This window comes from Deltaproteobacteria bacterium, assembly GCA_016235345.1.
Taxonomy (GTDB): Bacteria; Desulfobacterota; Desulfobacteria; order Desulfobacterales; family Desulfatibacillaceae; genus JACRLG01.
The window spans coordinates 232,985-249,991 of the sequence record JACRLG010000002.1; the positions used below are offsets into that span (position 1 = coordinate 232,985).

The 17,007-nt window shown below is 56.3% G+C and carries 14 protein-coding genes; all 14 read left to right on the forward strand.

Features of this window, described 5'->3' with window-relative positions; translation table 11 throughout:
• The first annotated feature begins 157 nt into the window (after positions 1–157).
• Positions 158–1,081 carry an alpha/beta hydrolase gene (locus HZB23_01770; protein MBI5843379.1) on the forward strand — a complete coding sequence of 308 codons (924 nt, stop codon included), beginning with the start codon at positions 158–160 and terminating at the stop codon, positions 1,079–1,081.
• A 181-nt stretch (positions 1,082–1,262) separates the two neighbouring features.
• Positions 1,263–1,775: an OmpH family outer membrane protein gene (locus tag HZB23_01775; GenBank protein ID MBI5843380.1), complete on the forward strand. Its 513-nt coding sequence runs from the start codon at positions 1,263–1,265 to the stop codon at positions 1,773–1,775.
• Between the two features lie 13 nt (positions 1,776–1,788).
• Entirely contained in the window at positions 1,789–2,733 is a 945-nt protein-coding gene (locus HZB23_01780; protein ID MBI5843381.1) for an ABC transporter ATP-binding protein, read from the forward strand.
• Positions 2,734–2,763: 30 nt separating this feature from the next.
• Positions 2,764–3,828 (forward strand): ABC transporter permease, encoded by a 1,065-nt coding sequence (locus tag HZB23_01785; protein ID MBI5843382.1) that lies wholly within the window; start codon positions 2,764–2,766, stop codon positions 3,826–3,828.
• 250 nt (positions 3,829–4,078) lie between these two features.
• Entirely contained in the window at positions 4,079–5,464 is a 1,386-nt protein-coding gene (locus HZB23_01790; GenBank protein MBI5843383.1) for a cobyrinate a,c-diamide synthase, read from the forward strand.
• A gap of 369 nt (positions 5,465–5,833) precedes the next feature.
• Positions 5,834–7,150: a DUF1015 domain-containing protein gene (locus HZB23_01795; protein MBI5843384.1), complete on the forward strand. Its 1,317-nt coding sequence runs from the start codon at positions 5,834–5,836 to the stop codon at positions 7,148–7,150.
• 466 nt (positions 7,151–7,616) lie between these two features.
• A complete protein-coding gene (locus tag HZB23_01800) occupies positions 7,617–8,225 on the forward strand; it encodes a TetR family transcriptional regulator (protein ID MBI5843385.1) in 609 nt (202 codons plus the stop codon).
• Between the two features lie 190 nt (positions 8,226–8,415).
• Positions 8,416–8,811 carry an SCP2 sterol-binding domain-containing protein gene (locus tag HZB23_01805; GenBank protein ID MBI5843386.1) on the forward strand — a complete coding sequence of 132 codons (396 nt, stop codon included), beginning with the start codon at positions 8,416–8,418 and terminating at the stop codon, positions 8,809–8,811.
• Positions 8,812–8,845: 34 nt separating this feature from the next.
• A complete protein-coding gene (locus HZB23_01810) occupies positions 8,846–10,075 on the forward strand; it encodes an acyl-CoA/acyl-ACP dehydrogenase (GenBank protein ID MBI5843387.1) in 1,230 nt (409 codons plus the stop codon).
• A gap of 203 nt (positions 10,076–10,278) precedes the next feature.
• A complete protein-coding gene (locus HZB23_01815) occupies positions 10,279–11,862 on the forward strand; it encodes an AMP-binding protein (GenBank protein ID MBI5843388.1) in 1,584 nt (527 codons plus the stop codon).
• A 178-nt stretch (positions 11,863–12,040) separates the two neighbouring features.
• On the forward strand, positions 12,041–13,039 hold the full coding sequence (locus tag HZB23_01820) for a nitroreductase family protein (protein MBI5843389.1): 999 nt from the start codon (positions 12,041–12,043) through the stop codon (positions 13,037–13,039).
• Between the two features lie 162 nt (positions 13,040–13,201).
• Positions 13,202–14,443 carry a thiolase family protein gene (locus HZB23_01825; GenBank protein ID MBI5843390.1) on the forward strand — a complete coding sequence of 414 codons (1,242 nt, stop codon included), beginning with the start codon at positions 13,202–13,204 and terminating at the stop codon, positions 14,441–14,443.
• A gap of 249 nt (positions 14,444–14,692) precedes the next feature.
• Entirely contained in the window at positions 14,693–15,637 is a 945-nt protein-coding gene (locus HZB23_01830; GenBank protein ID MBI5843391.1) for a hypothetical protein, read from the forward strand.
• Positions 15,638–16,096: 459 nt separating this feature from the next.
• A complete protein-coding gene (locus HZB23_01835; GenBank protein ID MBI5843392.1) occupies positions 16,097–16,981 on the forward strand; it encodes a hypothetical protein in 885 nt (294 codons plus the stop codon).
• Positions 16,982–17,007 lie beyond the last annotated feature (26 nt).

The window sequence follows — 17,007 nt, forward strand, 5'->3', positions numbered from 1 at the left end:
TGGCCTTGATTTGTTTTGAAAGATAATTCAAAACAGGGATGCTGGCAACTGGAGTAATACTCTTTTTGACGCGGCATGACAAATTTTGTCCCGGCGGCACCCCCTGAAACGGGTTCGCCACATGATGCACGCATGACTTGGAAGGAAGACTTACCTCATGATGGAAGACTTTTTCGACAAAATCACCCAGGCCGTCCTGCCTGACAGGGAAAGCGCCGACGTTTCCCAGGCCGTGACGCGTCCCGATTTCAATAACCGGGTGAGGCTCTCCCAGGGCTACGTCCATTATCGCTGGGACGGGCCGGAAACAGGGCCGAAAGTGGTATTGATCCACGGTTTTTCAGCGCCGATCGCGGTGTGGGAAAGAACGGCCCCCGCCCTGGCCAGGGCGGGTTTCCGGGTGCTTTCATTCGATCTCTACGGCAGGGGATTTTCGGACAGGCCCAACGTGGTGTACGATGAAAATCTCTTCGACACCCAGGTATGCGAGCTTCTGGACGCGCTGGAAGTCAAAAGCCCCGTACACGTGATGGGCCTTTCGATGGGCGGGGCCATTTCCGCGATTTTCACCGCCCGCCACCCGGAGCGCGTGGAAAACCTGGTGCTGATCGCCCCGGCAGGCACCCCCATTGACGTCCCCGCCCTGGCCAGGGCCTCCGTAGCCCCCATGCTGGGAGCTGCGCTCATGCGGATTTTCGGAAGCCTGATCCTGGAAAAGGGCGCAGCCACGGCCTTTTTCAAAAAAACCGACGGCGTTGACGCCTTTATGGACAAGTACCGCGCCCAGATGGGTTTCAGGGGTTTTCGCAGGGCCATCATGGACACCCTGGCCAATTTCGACCTCACGGACCAGGCCGCCAGCTTCGCCGAAGTGGGACGCCAGAAAAGGCCGGTCATGCTGATCTGGGGAGTTCACGACACCGTGGTTCCGTACGAGAACCACCGCATGGTGCTGTCGCTCATTCCCCAGGCAAAATTCCTGTCCGTGCCCGGCACCGGCCACATGCCCCACTGGGAGGATGAAAAAACCGTCAGCGCGGCTATTGTCGACTTTCTGAACAATCGTTGGCAGCCTGTCTAAAAACGCGAATCGCTGTGTCAGGCAGAGCAATCGCGGGTCGGTCATATACGAACAGTATTATTCCTCCCCGCGCTTCTCGCCAGCCTTAGCGCTTCATCGCCAATATTCAGAATGGCATCCAGGCTTCACATCGAGCCTTTTTCAACAGGTTGATAAACCCGAATCGAAGGACCATAATACCATGAAAAAAGCAACTTACGTGATAGGGGCAGTTCTTCTTCTTGCACTGGTTTCGGCCCCCGCAGCCTTTGCCGCCGACGCCGGGGACAGGGTTGGCTACGTCAGCCTCCAGAGGATCATGAAGGAAACCAAGGTCGGCCAGGAAGCAGCAAAACTGCTTTTTGACGCAGACAAGGCCAAGGCCGAATCCTTGAAGCCCCTGGCCGAATCGGTCGTTCGCCTGAAAAAAGAGGCGGAGGACGCCAAATCCCCCATGGATGCCCGCAAGAAGGCGGCGGATGAATACGCCCAGGCCAAGAAGGACTATGACCGCGCACTTCAGGACGCCCGCGAGGAACTCAAGGCCAAGGATCAGGCCCTGGCCGGAGACGTCTATAAAAAGGCCGACGACGTGGTGAAAAAGGTGGCCCAGAAACGCAATTACAGCATCGTGATCAAAGACCCCACGGTGATGGGCTTTCTGGACCCAAGGGTGGATATCACCGAGGAAGTGATCAAAGAGATGAACAAGTAGAAGCCCGCAAGCCATGACTGATTCCGAAAAATCGCCCGCCATCGTCTGCCGTGGCCTGGTCGTGGCCTACGGGGATTTCATAGCGGTCGACAATCTCGACCTTGACGTGAACCGGGGGGAATGCTTCGGCCTTTTGGGCCCCAACGGGGCGGGAAAGACCACGGCTGTTGAGGCCTTCGAGGGCTTGAACACCAAACGGGCCGGAACCATTCTCATCCTTGGTCGGCCCTGGCATAAAAACGAGAACAAAAACCGCAGCCTCAGGGAAAAAATCGGGGTGACGCTCCAGGAGACCTGGTTTCCAGACAAGCTCACCGTCTGGGAGACCCTGCGGCTTTTCGTCAGCTTCCACAAAAACCGCGCCGATATCACAGCTCTTTCAGAATCAATGGGCATCGCCCACAAGCGGGACGCCCGTGTGGGAAACCTCTCCGGCGGCGAAAGGCAGAGGCTGGCCCTTGCCTGCGCCCTGGCCGGAAAGCCCGAAATACTCTTTCTGGACGAGCCCACCACCGGCCTTGACCCCAACGCCCGGCATGGCATCTGGACCGGAGTGGAAGGTTTCGTGAAGGAAGGCGGGACCGTGCTTCTTACCACCCATTACATGGAGGAGGCCGCGCGCCTCTGCCACCGGGTGGGCATAATGGACCAGGGGACCATAAGGAGCCTTGGAACGCCTGAGGAATTGATCCGAATGCTTCCCGCGCCATCTTTGGTGGAGCTTGCCATAAACGGCGAAATCGCCCGCAAGGCCGCCGAAACCCTGAAAGGGGTAAGGCTGGCGCAGACAAGGGGCGACGGCTCGGTTCTTTTCACGGATGACCCGGTCAAAGTTCTTCCGGGCCTTCTTTCCTTTCTGGCGGAAAACGGCCTTTCGCACACCACGGTCAAGACCCGTGACGCCACCCTGGAGGACGTTTTCATGCACCTTACCGGAAAAACACTTACAAGCCCGTAAGGGGCTATCTTTTGCCGGAGAGCAAGGCCTTTGAAGTATCATCCCCTATGGGAACTCACCAGGGTCAGGTTCCTGGAATTCATAAGGGACCCGGAGGCCATTTTCTGGGTCTTCGTCTTTCCGGTGATCCTGGCCCTGGTTCTGGGGGTCGCCTTCACCCCCGGAAAAAGCGCGGCGCTCAGGGTAGCCGTTACCGGCGAAAAGGCGGGCGTGCTTTATGGGATTCTTGGGGCGGTAAAATCATCGGGCAGGCCCTCCGAAACCCTTCTGGAACCTTCGGTCATGGAAGCGGCGGAGGCCGCGAAGGCCCTCAAGGGCGGCAAAACGGACCTTGTGGCCGTGGCCGGACCATCCTTTCCCCAGAAGCTGTCCTTCCGCCTGGACCCTGCCCGGCCAGGAGCGCGGGAGGCCGCGCTCGCCGCAGAAAAGCGCGTGCAGGAGGCCTTCGGGCGCAAGGACCCGGTGCTTGTGACCGAGGAGCGCTTCACCGAAAAATCGGGCCGCTACATCGATTTTCTGCTGCCGGCCCTCATCGGCTTCAACATAATGAGCGGGTGCATGTGGGGCATGGGCTACGCCATAGTGGATTTCAGGCGCAAGAAGCTCATCAAGCGCTTCGCCGCGACCCCCATGAACCGGGCGCATTTCCTCCTGGCCTTCATTTTGTCCCGGGTGGGCTTTCTGGTGGCCGAAGCCGCCATTCTGCTGGTTTTCGCTATCCTGGTCTTCAAGTTCGCCATCGCGGGTTCGCTTACTGTTTTCGGCCTTGTCTGCATTCTCACCATGTCGGCCTTCGCCGGAATCGCCCTTCTGATCGCGGCCCGCGCCACGTCCACGGAATCGGCGTCCGGCTGGATGAACTTGGTGCAGGTGCCCATGTGGCTCTTTTCGGGCTCGTTTTTCTCCTACGACCGCTTTCCCGAAGCCTTTCACCCGCTGATCAGGCTCCTGCCATTAACCGCCTTCAACGACTCGGCAAGGCTCGTGCTGAACGAGGGCGCAGGGATAGGGGAAATCTGGTCCCAGTGCGCCATTCTTGCCGTATGGGGGACTATCGGCTTTTTCCTTGCTCTCAGAATTTTCCGGTGGAAATGAAGCAGTGACCGGGAAGGTTGCGCCTTGTATCGGGTCAGCCATAGTGATATATTTCACAGTGTTTTTTGAGGATTATCCCCTTTTTTTCATGCTTGCTTTCTGTTAATATTTCAAGGATACATCTGGTCCGAAACCTTTTTTCCGGGCAGGCGTTTTTTCCTGGCAAAAACACGGATAACCATGTCTTACCCGATAAGCATAATCAGGGCCTTTGAAATCCGTTTCACCACCATCTGATCGGGATCGCCCAATGGTCGTGCCGCGCATAATATTTTCCGCCTTAAGGGGCGGATCGGGAAAAACCATAATCACCACGGGCGTAATAGCCGCGTGGACCAAAAGCGGCAGGAGCGTCACCCCCTTCAAAAAAGGGCCGGATTACATTGACGCAGGCTGGCTCACCCTTGCGGCACTTCGTCCGTGCAGGAACCTGGACACCTTCATGGTTCCGCCAAATCTCGTCAAATCCGCCTTCTGCCGCCACTCCGATCCCTCCTCCATCGCGGTGATCGAGGGCAACCGGGGCCTTTTCGACGGCATGGATACCGAAGGCTCCACCAGCACGGCGGAGCTTGCCAAGCTCCTCACCTGCCCGGTCATAATGATAGCGGACTGCACCAAGTCCACCCGCACCGTCGCCGCCATGATCCTTGGCTGCTCCCATTTCGACCCCCACGTTGACATAAGGGGCGTGATTTTGAACCGCGTGGCCGGAACCCGGCACGAGAACAACGTGCGCGCCAACATCGAGCGCCACGTTGGAATCCCGGTGATGGGGGCCATACCCAACCTTTCCCGCGAGGACTTCCCGGAGCGCCACATGGGCCTTGTTCCGGCCCCGGAGCACGAGTGGGCCGGGGCGGCGGTTTCCCGCGCAGCCGAAGTGGCGGAAAAATACCTGGATTTGAACGGCCTTTTTTCCGTGGCCGGCTCGCCCATTCTGCCGGGTGTTTCCGGGCATGACGCCTGCGAAAATATCCCTCCCCGAAAATCAGGCGCGGGCAGGCGTCCAAGAATTGGCGTGGTGCGTGACAGCGCCTTCCAGTTCTACTACCCGGAAAACATCGAGGCCCTTACCGAAGCAGGAGCCGAGGTGGTTATCGTAAGCCTGCTTCCGGGCGCGGTTCTCCCGGACTTAGACGGCCTCTACATCGGCGGCGGCTTCCCGGAAACCCACGCGCGCGAGCTTTCCGAAAACGCCGATGCCCGCGAGAAGGTGCGCGCCTGGGCCGAAGCCGGGCTTCCCATCTACGCCGAGTGCGGCGGGCTCATGTACCTTTCCCGCGAAATAAGGCTGCCTTCGGGAACCTACCCCATGGCGGGCGTTGTTCCGGCCTCCATAAGCCTTTGCGAAAAACCTGCAGGACACGGATACACGATGGTGAGGGTGACGGGCCAAAACCCCTTTTACCCGGTGGGGACCGAGCTTCGCGGCCACGAGTTCCACTATTCCAAGGTTGAATCCTTTGAAGGAGACCCCGCATCCCTCGCCTTTTCCATGAACCGGGGCAAGGGAATGATAAAGGGGATGGACGGCTTTTCCGCCAACAACGTCCTCGCCACCTACACCCACATACATGCCCTGGGAACGCCGGACTGGGCCCACGCATTTGTTGCCCTCGCTGGCGGTAATTAATCGGCCGTCCACAAGCGCGAACTGCTGTGTCGCGAATCGCGGCGCGGTCCGCCACGTACATTTAGTACGCTTGCTCCCGCGCCGCTCGCGCTCCTTGCATTTCATCGCTTGTGATCGGCCTTGATCCCAGGTGGCCCGGCCATAACTTCTTCTTGTTTCATGCCTCGTGGCAGTCGATGCCCTCAATCCCCGGTGGCCCGAACCCGACAGACAGGCTCATGATCGGCTTTGATTCCGGCTTTCCCGCTCCTCCACGAATCATACGTTTTTTTCCATTCTGAGGAAAAATTCATTTGCCATGACTTGCGCCCCGTTGTATCAGATGGGATGATTTGAACCCATTTCATGAGAAACGAGGACAACGCAATCATGGCGCAAGTCAGGCCCTTCAAGGCTATCGTATATAATCCGAAAACGGTCCCCGATATGGCCGACGTGGTGACCCCGCCCTACGACGTGATCTCCCCTTCCGAGCAGGACGCCTTCTACGGCAGGCACCCCAAGAACATCGTGCGGCTCATTCTGGGCAAGCCGGAAAACTCGGACTCGGAGGTCTGCAACCCCCACACCCGGGCGGCCTGTTTTTTCGACGACTGGCAAAAGGACGGAACCCTGGTGAATGACCCGGTCCCGGCCTTTTACCTCACCACCCACGAATTTATGGTGGACGGCAAAAAAATAGTGCGCCAGGGCGTTCTGGCAAGGCTTCGCCTGGAAACCTTCGACAAGGGCGTGGTGCGGCCCCATGAAAAAACCTTCAGCACGGTGAAAAGCGAGCGGCTTTCCCTTTTCAAGCGCTGCCACGCCAATTTTTCACCCATCTTCGGCCTTTACCCCGATGAAGGCGGCGAGGTGTTTAAAATCCTTGACGCCTGCTGCAAAAGCGCGGCCCCTGAAATGGATTTCACCGAAACTGTGGGCCACCACCACAAAATGTGGCGCATAACAGACCCGGCCACACAGTCCGCTTTCGCCCAAAAGCTCGCCAAAAGCGAAATATTCATAGCCGACGGCCACCATCGCTACGAAACCGCCTTGAATTACATGGCTTGGCGGGAAGAGCTGGAAGGCCCGCTTCCCGAAGACCACCCTGCCCGGTTCGTAATGATCTACCTTTGCAGCATGGAAGACCCAGGCTTGGTGATTCTTCCGGCGCACCGCATGGTGTCGAAGCTTTCGGACGAAGCATTCGCAAGGCTTGAATCCGAAGCCCCGAAATATTTCGACGTGGAAACCTTCCCCCTCACCGACCAGGGCAGGGACTCCGCCCTTTCAAAACTTACGGCCACACCCGCTGATAAAACCGGCATCGTGGTGATGACAAAGCCCGGCACAAGGCTTCTGACCGTAAAACCCGGCGTTATGGACACGCTGTTTTCTGATGTTCTCGAACCCTCGTTGCGCAGCCTGGATGTTTCCGTACTCACCCACCTGATATTTTTCACCATCCTGGGCCTTACCCAGGCGGACATGGACGACCACGACCTCATCCGCTACACCGTGAACGCGAAACTGCTTTCCGAAGAGGTGCGGGAAGGCCGCATGGCGGCGGGTTTCGTAATCAATCCCACCCGGATTTCAGAGGTTCGGGAAGTGGCCGGAGCCGGGCTCGTCATGCCGCGCAAGTCAACCTATTTCTACCCCAAGGTCGTCACGGGCCTGGTCATGAACAGTTTGCTTGCGTAGGGGCGTCCACAAGCGCGAATCGCTGTGTCAGAGCAAAGCGGGCGGGTCGTCATGTACCGTTTGTACTATTCCTCCCCGCCCGCTTTGCTCTTCCTTGCGCTTCATCGCTTGTGATCGCCCCTCGAAGCCGCGATAAAGGCAAAAGAGATTCATCGTTTTTATCCAGACTAACGCATCCGGCCGATAAAGAGGGGGGACGCTCGCCAACCCTGGCATCTCATCCTTTGTGACCGCCCCTATCGCAGGTTTAAAAAAACTGAAAATTGGTGACCCTGCCATTCCATTCATAATCCCTTTATTTTCCCGCACGTAAAAATTTTTGGGCGGCATCGCAATTTGGCCTTGACAATCGCCTGGGTGATTTATTAATTTGGCACTAAACCGACCGAACGGTCGGAAAATAATCCAACCAGTCGGTCAAACATCCTCACAAAAATTCCACCGCACCCATAACGGAAAGTTCCTTATGGCCATAAGCGAACTGGAAGAGATAAGGCGCAACCAAATTCTTCTGGCGGCCTTGAAGGTGATGTCCCAGAAGGGCTCCTTCGACGCCACCATGGAGGACATCGCCTCCGAGGCCGGTCTTTCCAAGGGGGGCCTGGCCCACTACTTCAAGAGCAAGAACGAGCTTTTCATAGCCGCGTTCCGGGAGTTCTTCGCCCAGGTTTTCGAGCGGTGCAGGTTGGGCATGGAGGTAACGGACGATCCCCTTGAAAAGCTCCTGGCCTTCGGCCTTCTTTTCGACCCGGACGAGCCCTACGTGCCCCTGGGCTACCCGATACTTTTCGACTGCATGGCAAAAGCCGCCCACGACCCGGCCTACCGGGAGGTTTTCGAGGAATGGGTGGAAGGCTGGATAGCCCTTCTGTCGGGTGCGCTTGCATTGGGAGTCGAACGCGGCCTTTTCCGGCCTCTGGACCCCGACCCGCTGGCGCGGGCCATTTCGGCCATCTACCAGGGAACAGCCGAGCGCTGGTTCCTGGCCCCCACCCGGCACTCCCGCGAGTGGGCCGTAAACGCGGTCAAAGACGCCATAACCCGCTTGATGAACCCGTATATCGTTAATCAGTAGTTGGAGGATAAAGTAAATATCCGATGAAAAGACTGTATAGGAAGCCTGGATAAAAACGATGAAGCGCAAGGAAGGTGAGCCGGAAAGGAGGGAGCGTACTCTTTCGTACGTGACCGACTTTCCGGCGAGACCTGACACCGCGATTCGCGTTTTTAGACAGGCGGCTACCCCAACACAAAAGGAGCACACAATGCCCGTTTTCGAGAATACCGAAAAAATGTACGAGGTTTTGGGAGGACTTTTCAGGGGGCTCATGGATAATCCCGAAGTGCTGAAAAACGCCATGGACGCCAAAATAACCATTCTTTTCAGCATCACGGAGCCTTCGGGCCAGATCTGGCTCTCCCACGAAAAGGGCGACGTCATCTGCGGCCCCTCCAACTTGAAACCCGACGTCACCATGACCCTTTCCGGCGACTCCTGCCACAATTTCTGGCTCAAGAAGCTCTCCCTTCCGGTGGCCATCGCAACCCGCAAGATAAAGACCCAGGGGCCGATACAAAAAGTCTTGAAACTCCTTCCGCTTCTCAAACCCGCCCACGAGGCGTACCCCGAAATCGCAAAAAAATATAACCTCCCAATGTAATCTTTCCGTCCAAGTGACCTAAAGGAGTATTTCCATGGCTTACATCGATCTCAACGTGGAGCTGACGCCCGAACACGAGGCCCTGAAAAAGGAAACCCACAAGTTCGCCCGGGACGTTCTGCGCCCGGCGAGCCTGGAACTGGACAAGCTAAGCGACCCCGAAGACGTCATCAAAAGCCCCGTCTTCTGGAACGCCATGAAAAAGGGCTACGAGTTGGGCTATCACTCCATCTTCATCCCGGACACCTGGGGCGGCATGGGCCTGGATCCCATCGGCACCCACATAGTGTTGGAGGAGCTGGCCTGGGGCAGCGCGGATTTCGCGGTGGGCCTGGGAGTCGCCTGCTTTCCGGCCTTTTTCGCCTCCATGATGCCCAACGACCGCATGATCGAGGAGATCATCGAGCCCTTCTGCGCCAACACCGACGCCACCTTCATCGGCTGCTGGGGCATAACCGAGCCGGACCACGGAAGCGACACCCTCTGCCCCGGAACCGAACATTTCTGCGACCCGAACATTTCCTGCCAGGTGACGGCGAGGCTTGACGGCGACGACTGGGTGATTTCCGGCCAGAAGTCGAGCTGGGTCAGCAACGGCACCATCGCCACCCACTCCATGACCTTTCTCACCATAGACCCTTCCATGGGCATGGCGGGGGGAGGCATCGGCATAGTGCCATTGAACGCGCCGGGCGTGCGCCGGGGCCGTCCCCTGGACAAGATCGGACAAAGGGCCCTGAACCAGGGCGAGATATTTTTCGACAACGTGCGGATTCCGAAAGATTACATGCTGGTGGACCCGGAGTCCTACGAGGGTATAGTGGACCTGACCCTGGCCACCGCCAACGCCAGCATGGGAGCCATGTTCACCGGCGTTGCCCGTGCCGCCTTCGAGGCGGCCCTGGCCTACTCACAGGAGCGAATCCAGGGCGGCAAGCCGCTTTTCGCCCACCAGCACATAAAGCATAAGCTGTTTTCCATGTTCACCAAGGTTGAGGCGGCCCGCAGCCTTTCACGGGCGGCGCTCAATTTCAACCTGTGCAACTCGCCCCCCCTCACCCACTACTCCATCGCATCCAAGGTCTTCTGCACCCAGGCGGCCTTCGAGGTGGCCAACGACGCAGTGCAGATTTTCGGCGGCATAGGGCTGTCAAAGGAGTACCCCATCGAGAAGTTCTTCCGGGACGCCAGGGCATCCCTCATAGAGGACGGGGCGAACGATACGCTTATCATCACTGGCGCCCACGCTTTGACGTCTTACTGATCGGCTTCCTGAAAACGCGATCCGCTGTGTCGCGCTTTAAAGCCAATTCCGCCACGTACGAACATCTTCATTTAGCCCAAGAACTCTGCGATTTCTTGGGCGGGTACGCTTGCTCATTGGCTTCTCGCGCGCCTTGCGGCTCATCGTTTTCCGAAAGCCTTACGCCCCGGCTGTTTAAAAGATAATGGGCGAAAGGACCGACAATGAACGATCTTGCCATATTTCAGCTGGTGGGGGCCTCGGCCCCGCAGCCGGACAAGGTGCTCTTCATCTTCCTGGGCGACGACGGGACCGAGGAAATCGTCACCTGGGGGCTTCTTTACGAAAACGTCAACAGGTGCGCCCGCATCCTTAAAAAATGCGGCGTGGAAAAGGGTGACTGTTTCGCCCTTTTCATGAAAAACCACCCGGAGTTTCTCTACGCACTTTTCGCGGCCCTGTCCCTTGGGGCCGTGGCGGTTCCCATAGACCCGCGATCCAAGGGCCGGAAGCTCAGCTTCCAGATGCAAAACACAAGGGCAAAGGCGATACTTCTTACTGACGACCTTCTGCCCGCCTTCAAGGAGGTAAAAGCCGAAATCCCCGGCGTGAAAGTGGCGGGCGTGGCGTACAAGAAGTGGCACGGGATTCCCGTGGACCCGGCCTATCCGTCGCTGAACGATCTTCTGGCCTCGGAAAGCGGGGCGCAGCTAACAGGCCTTCCGCCCCTGGACTTCGCGGCCCCGGTCCAGATAATCCACACATCCGGCACAACCGGCGACCCCAAGGGCGTGGTCCTCAAGGCCGACCGCTTCATGGTGTACGGCTTCATGGCGTCCCTTATCTGGAACTACCAGCCTGACGACGTTCTCTACACCGGCCTTTCCATGACCCACGGAAACGCCCAGTCGGCGACGATTCTTCCGGCAATGGCGAAAAACATAACCGCCGTCATTTCCGAGCGCTTCACCAAAAGCCGCCTCTGGGACATCTGCCGCAAATACGGGGTGACCAGCTTCTCGCTTTTAGGCGGCATGATGAGCGGCATATATAATGAACCGGTAAGGCCGGATGACGCCGCAAACCCCGTGCGCCGGGTCATCAGCGCCGGAACCCCACGGGCCATCTGGGAGGATTTCGCCAAACGCTTCGATGTGGCCATCCACGAGTGGTACGGCGCAGTGGAGGGCGGGCTTGCCCACAATCCGCCGGGCACGGGCCCCGTAGGCTCATTCGGAAAGCCGCCTTCTGACATGCTGGAAATGAAGATCGTGGATGAGGCCGACAACGAGGTTCCGGCGGGCGTCAAGGGCGAGCTCATCAGCCGCATGAAAAGCGGGGCCACGGAAGTCGCCTATTACGGGAAAGAGAAGGAGTCAGCCGAAAAGACGCGGGGCGGCTGGCTGCGCTCCGGCGACATCTGCCACACGGACGCCGACGGCTTCTTCTACTTCGATTTCCGCAAGGGCGGGGGCCTGCGGCGTCACGGGGACTTCATCCAGCCCGACTACGTGGAAAAGATGATCGGCGAGGACGAATCGGTATCGGAGGTGGTGGTTTACGGCATTCCCTCCAGGGCCGGTGCTCCGGGGGAAAGCGACCTTGTGGCGGCCGTCGCGCCCTTTCCGGGGCAGGCCGTCAACGTGGAATCCGTCAAAAGGCGCTGCATGGAAAAGCTGGAGAGAAACTCGGTTCCGAGCTGGCTTCAGATTGTTCCTGAAATCCCCAAGACCGTCTCCGAAAAGCCCCTGGACCGGCTTTTGAGGGATGCTTTTTCGCCCACGGCTGAAAACGTTGTGGCTCTTTAATTTGGCGATGAACCATTTTCGACAGGGCGAGCCTTCCCTGGGAGCGCGGGCATCTTGCCCGCTATTTACGGCAAAAGCGGGCGGGACGCCCGCGCTCCCAGGGGAAAGCCGTTTTCCGTCATTCGCCGTGGTGACGAATCATGCGATTTTGTGCGATTCATTTACTGGAGACACGACAATGGAAGAAATCGGCAAATCCTATCTTCCTGACACGGCCTTTCCGGCCCGCACGGTGGATAAGGAAAAATGCGCCAGATGCGGCAGGTGCATAGAGGCCTGCCCCACGGGCGGATTCGTGAAGGGCAAGGACGGCTTCCCCGAACCCGTCGGCTACGGCGGATTCAAAGAGGCTTGCATCAACTGCTGGAACTGCGTGGCCATGTGCCCGGAAGGGGCAATAAACCTTGAAGGCCCATTCGCCATAAAGGAAGGCCCCTACAAGAGCCGCCTCACGGGCGTTATGGACTATCCCCGGCCCATCGCGGGTGACACGCGGCCCTACGCCGAAATCGAGGAATCCCTGACCGGAGTCGAGCGGGTCATCTACACCCGCCGAAGCAACCGCCTTTTCAAGAAAAAGGAGGTGCCGAAGGAGCTTCTCCACAGGATCATCGAGGCGGGCCGCTTCGCGCCTTCAGCCGGAAACTGCCAGCCGGTGAAGGTGGTGGTGATAACCGACCAGGCCCTTATTTCCGAGATCGAAAACGGGGCCATGAAGGTTCTTCGGCTCTTCAAGAACCTCTACCTGGAAAAAACCGGCAAGCGCAAGGCGTGGCGGGCGGCCCTCTTCGGGGCGCTCACTCTGTTCATGGCCGGAAAGACCGACCCCCGGCCCTTCACGGCAATGGACAAGGCCGACAAGGACAAGAACGTCATCTACTGGCACGCGCCGGCGGTCATCTTCATACTGAAAAACAAGGTGGGCATCTCGAACCCCGACCTCGACTGCGGCATGTGCGCACAGAACATGGTGCTCGCGGCCCATTCCCTTGGTCTCGGAACCTGCTACATAGGACTGGCGGTGGAGCCTCTGGGCTACCCGCAAAACGCGGCCCTGCGGCGCAAGCTCGGCATAGTCCACCCCTGGGAGGCCGTGACGTCCATCGCGGTTGGCTGGCCCAAGGGGAAGATCGACGGAATTGTCAAACGGGATACGTTTCAAGTCGAATGGAAATAAGTTGTTTAACCACCCTGCAAAAGGCCGTCAAAAAACGATGAACACGTCGCGCGAAAAGCCGATGAATGAGCGTACGCTTTTGTAGGTGACCGAAATCGGCTTTGATGCGTGACACAGCAGTTCGCGTTTTTGGGCGGCCGCAAACATTGAAAAGGAAATCCTATGGATAACGTCTTTATAATCGGCCTGGGCATGATCCGGTTCGGGAAGTACCCCGATAAGACCGTGCGGCAACTGGCCACCGAGGTCACCGAGCTTGCTCTTGTGGACGCCGGGCTCACCAAGGATGACCTGGAAGCGGCCTTGTTCTCCAACACCTTCTGGGGAATGTACACCAACCAGCATTCCATAAGGGGCGAGGTGGTCATGCGCGGCATGGGAATCGGCAAAATCCCCGTCACCAACGTGGAAAACGCCTGCGCGGGCGCGTCCACGGCCCTCCACCACGCCTACGTGGGCGTCAAGGCCGGAATGTACGATGTCGCCATCGCCATCGGCTCGGAGAAAATCACCCACCCCGATAAAGCCTTCGCCCTTGGAGCCTACGCATCCTGCATGGACCTCGAAAACATCGAGGCCGGCATCAAGCTTTTCATGGAGATGAGCGAGCGCTTCAAGCACATAACCGGCGGCCAGGACGACGGGGCCCCCGGCCAGGGCCGCTCCATTTTCATGGACGCCTACGCAATGGGCGCGCGCTGGCACATGGACAAGTTCGGCTCCACTCAAAGGCAGCTTGCGACGATCTGCGCCAAGAACCACTTTCACGGCTCCTTAAACCCCCTTGCCCAGTATCAGCAGGACATGACCGTGGACGAGGTGATGAAGGACAAGCCCGTGGCCTATCCGTTGACAAGGGCCATGTGCGCCCCGGTTGGCGACGGAGCCGCTGCGGCAATCGTCTGCTCGGAATCCTACCTCAAAAAGCTAACCGGGGCGCGGCCCATAAAAATACTGGCGTCGGTTCTCGGAACGGGCCGCGACAGGACCCTGGATGAAGAGGACATCGGCGAGCGGCTCGTGAAAAAAGCCTACAACATAGCCGGAATCGGGCCAAAGGACGTGAGCCTAGCCGAGCTTCACGACGCCACCAGCTACGGAGAGCTTCACCAGACCGAGGCGATGGGCTTCTGCCCCATGGGCGAGGGGGGACCATTCGCGGAATCGGGAGCCACCAAACTTGGCGGCCTCCTGCCCGTGAACACCTCAGGCGGGCTTGAATGCCGGGGCCATCCCATCGGAGCCTCCGGTCTTGCCCAGATTTACGAGATAGGCTTGCAGCTAAGGGGCGAGGCTGGAAAGCGGCAGGTGGAGGGCGCTCGCATAGGGCTTGCGGAAAACGGCGGAGGAAACATAGGAGTAGAAGAGGCCGCCATGTGCATTCATCTCCTCCAGAGGGTCTGAGAGAGCGATCTGCGGTGTCAGGCCGTTGCGGTCGGGTCGTTATATACCTTGGCATTACTTTTCCCCGCCCGCAACGCCCAACCTTCGCACTTCATCGCTCTCAGCTCGCCTGGGCGCGGAGGTGTAAAACCGGGGAAGGCATAGGCTTCGGCAAAAAAAATAGGTTGCGGCTTACACTTCGGGCGGATATTGTGGTAACTCAACCTCAATATCCGCCCTGTTTTTTCGGCTAACAGAAAGGAACTCCCTATGCCCATGATGACGCCGACAAGAAATCTAAAATCCACCATCGCGGCCATCGCCCTGTTGCTATCCATAAGCATTGGCGGCGCGCCGTGCAAAGCGCAAGACGATGAAGCTGCAAACACGTCAAGGTTCGTCAAAGAAGTCTTGAAGGATGAATACAGGAAGACGGACCCACCGGCCACGGCTCCGGTTTTCCGGTGGGATTTTTCCAAGGCGGATGGCGTTAGCGCCTATTCATACACCCAGGAGGTGTCGAACAGTACGACAAGCGCTTTGTGGGGTAACTCAGGTCCCATGAGGCAAGAAATATCAGGAAACGGCGTTTTGCTCGTCAGGAGCCAGGGAAACGGCACAGCGGAAATGGTGCTCAAAGATATGAAGATGAGCATGAAGATAGGTGCGGGCTTGGAAGGCCCCAAGACCATGGAACAGCAGATGCCGCCAATCGCTATCCAGGGAGTGAAAGAAGACGGCTCCGGCTCTTGCGGGGACAGCCCCCAGTATGAAGTCTTCAAGGATTTGTTCCCCCTGCCGCCTCAAACGCTCATGGTGGGGGAATCCGTGGATGTTCCTGCACAAATGCCGTTCAATGTCAGCGGGTCCGTGCTTAAGGTAACGGGCCATACCCGAATTACTCTTGCGCAGTATGTCGATATCGGCGGGAAAACTTGCGCTCAGTTCAATGTGGATACCTACATATCGGATTTGAAAATCCCGCCGGAAATGGAGGGTGAGTACAAATTTTCATCACGAGACACATCAGTGTATTACTTTGACGTTGCAAGCCGCGAATTCATATCAGGCACAATCGCCTCCATGACGCAGTTTAGCATCGACGCCCCAATGCCTCAGATCGACATGCCGGGAGAAAATACATCTGACCTTCCCAAGCGCGCACAGATGTCCATGCAAAGCGACAATCTCGTAAGGGTGAAACTGCAAGAGTAGGATTTGCCCCAACAACGCACAACCTTCGCACTTCATCGCTCTAAGCTCGCCTGGGCGCGGCGGTTAAATTCAAATAGCCAATGGCATGAGAATTACAAAAACTGTGGAGGTTCGTTGTGGGCGCTATAGGCCAACCGATAAGCACTATTTCGGATCTGATTTGGGTTCTGGTTATGGGGGTCGGCCTGGGGTCTTGTTTTATTTTTTTCTCCAAGCCTGTCAGCGAGGTCATACATGAATTGTCTTTGTATTCCTGGATGCGGTTGATAGACAGAAAGCAGACTTATTGCAGGCCGGTCTATGTCAAAATCCTCGGCTAATGATTATCATTGCTACCATAATAATCGGTATTGAAGAATATTTGAGATTATTTGGCAATTTTCAAACATGATATTATATGGCACTTGTAGGCTGCATATTTGCTTATTCATCAGACATCTTTAATTGCAAGGCGAGTCAATGGACAATAACGGCTATTACCTGCTTGATTTGCACCCGCTGGAAAAACGCCACATCCGGGTTATCATCCGGTGTAGCGTGTTGGCTGGCACAATATGCTGGATCATGTTCATTGCCTTTTACTTCGCTCATAAAGAAATGATAAACGGAAAAATTCCTTTTGAAGACAATCTAATGCAATTTTTACGATATTATCTCATGATTATAATCTATGTTCCTGTATTGGCGCTATCATTTTTATTATATTGTGCTAACGCAGTAGATTTGATTGAAAGCAAATTTATAGCGTCATTTATTTTTGTATCAATTATTATATATATTACGAGTTGTATTATTACAATAATATGTCATGAGTATTTGGATATAGATATTCAAAATAATTTATTTAGTTATATTATAATATGCAAAATTATTTTAATAATAATCTTTTTACTATTATATGCTATAAAGATTAAAAATTATATTATAAGCAATACTTTAATTAGTATTATTTTTTCTTCGTATATTAATATCTTACTTATTGTAGTATTATTTCAATTTATATTGATTTCGGCCAATTGCGGATACAGATGCGGTGTAATAGCAGATCTCAAGAATGCTACCGTGGCAAGCTATGCATATTTTTCAGATAATCCTGGTAAAGTTGTAAATTTGCAAACACTTAAGCAAAACTGGTTCATCGGTTCGAGATATGTTCAACTTGAAATCCTGGACGGGCGTCAAACCAGCCTTCACATCAAGGCGCATATCGAGGACTTTTCACAGGAACTTATGATACTTGATGGCAAAGAAATAATTAAGTCCCATTATCTTCGCCCGCCTCCCATGGGCGACTTGATCAGTAGTGTCATACCCTTCGATTTGGCAATCATAAGATATGGTTAAACTCGGCGAATCGCAGGACGCTATTT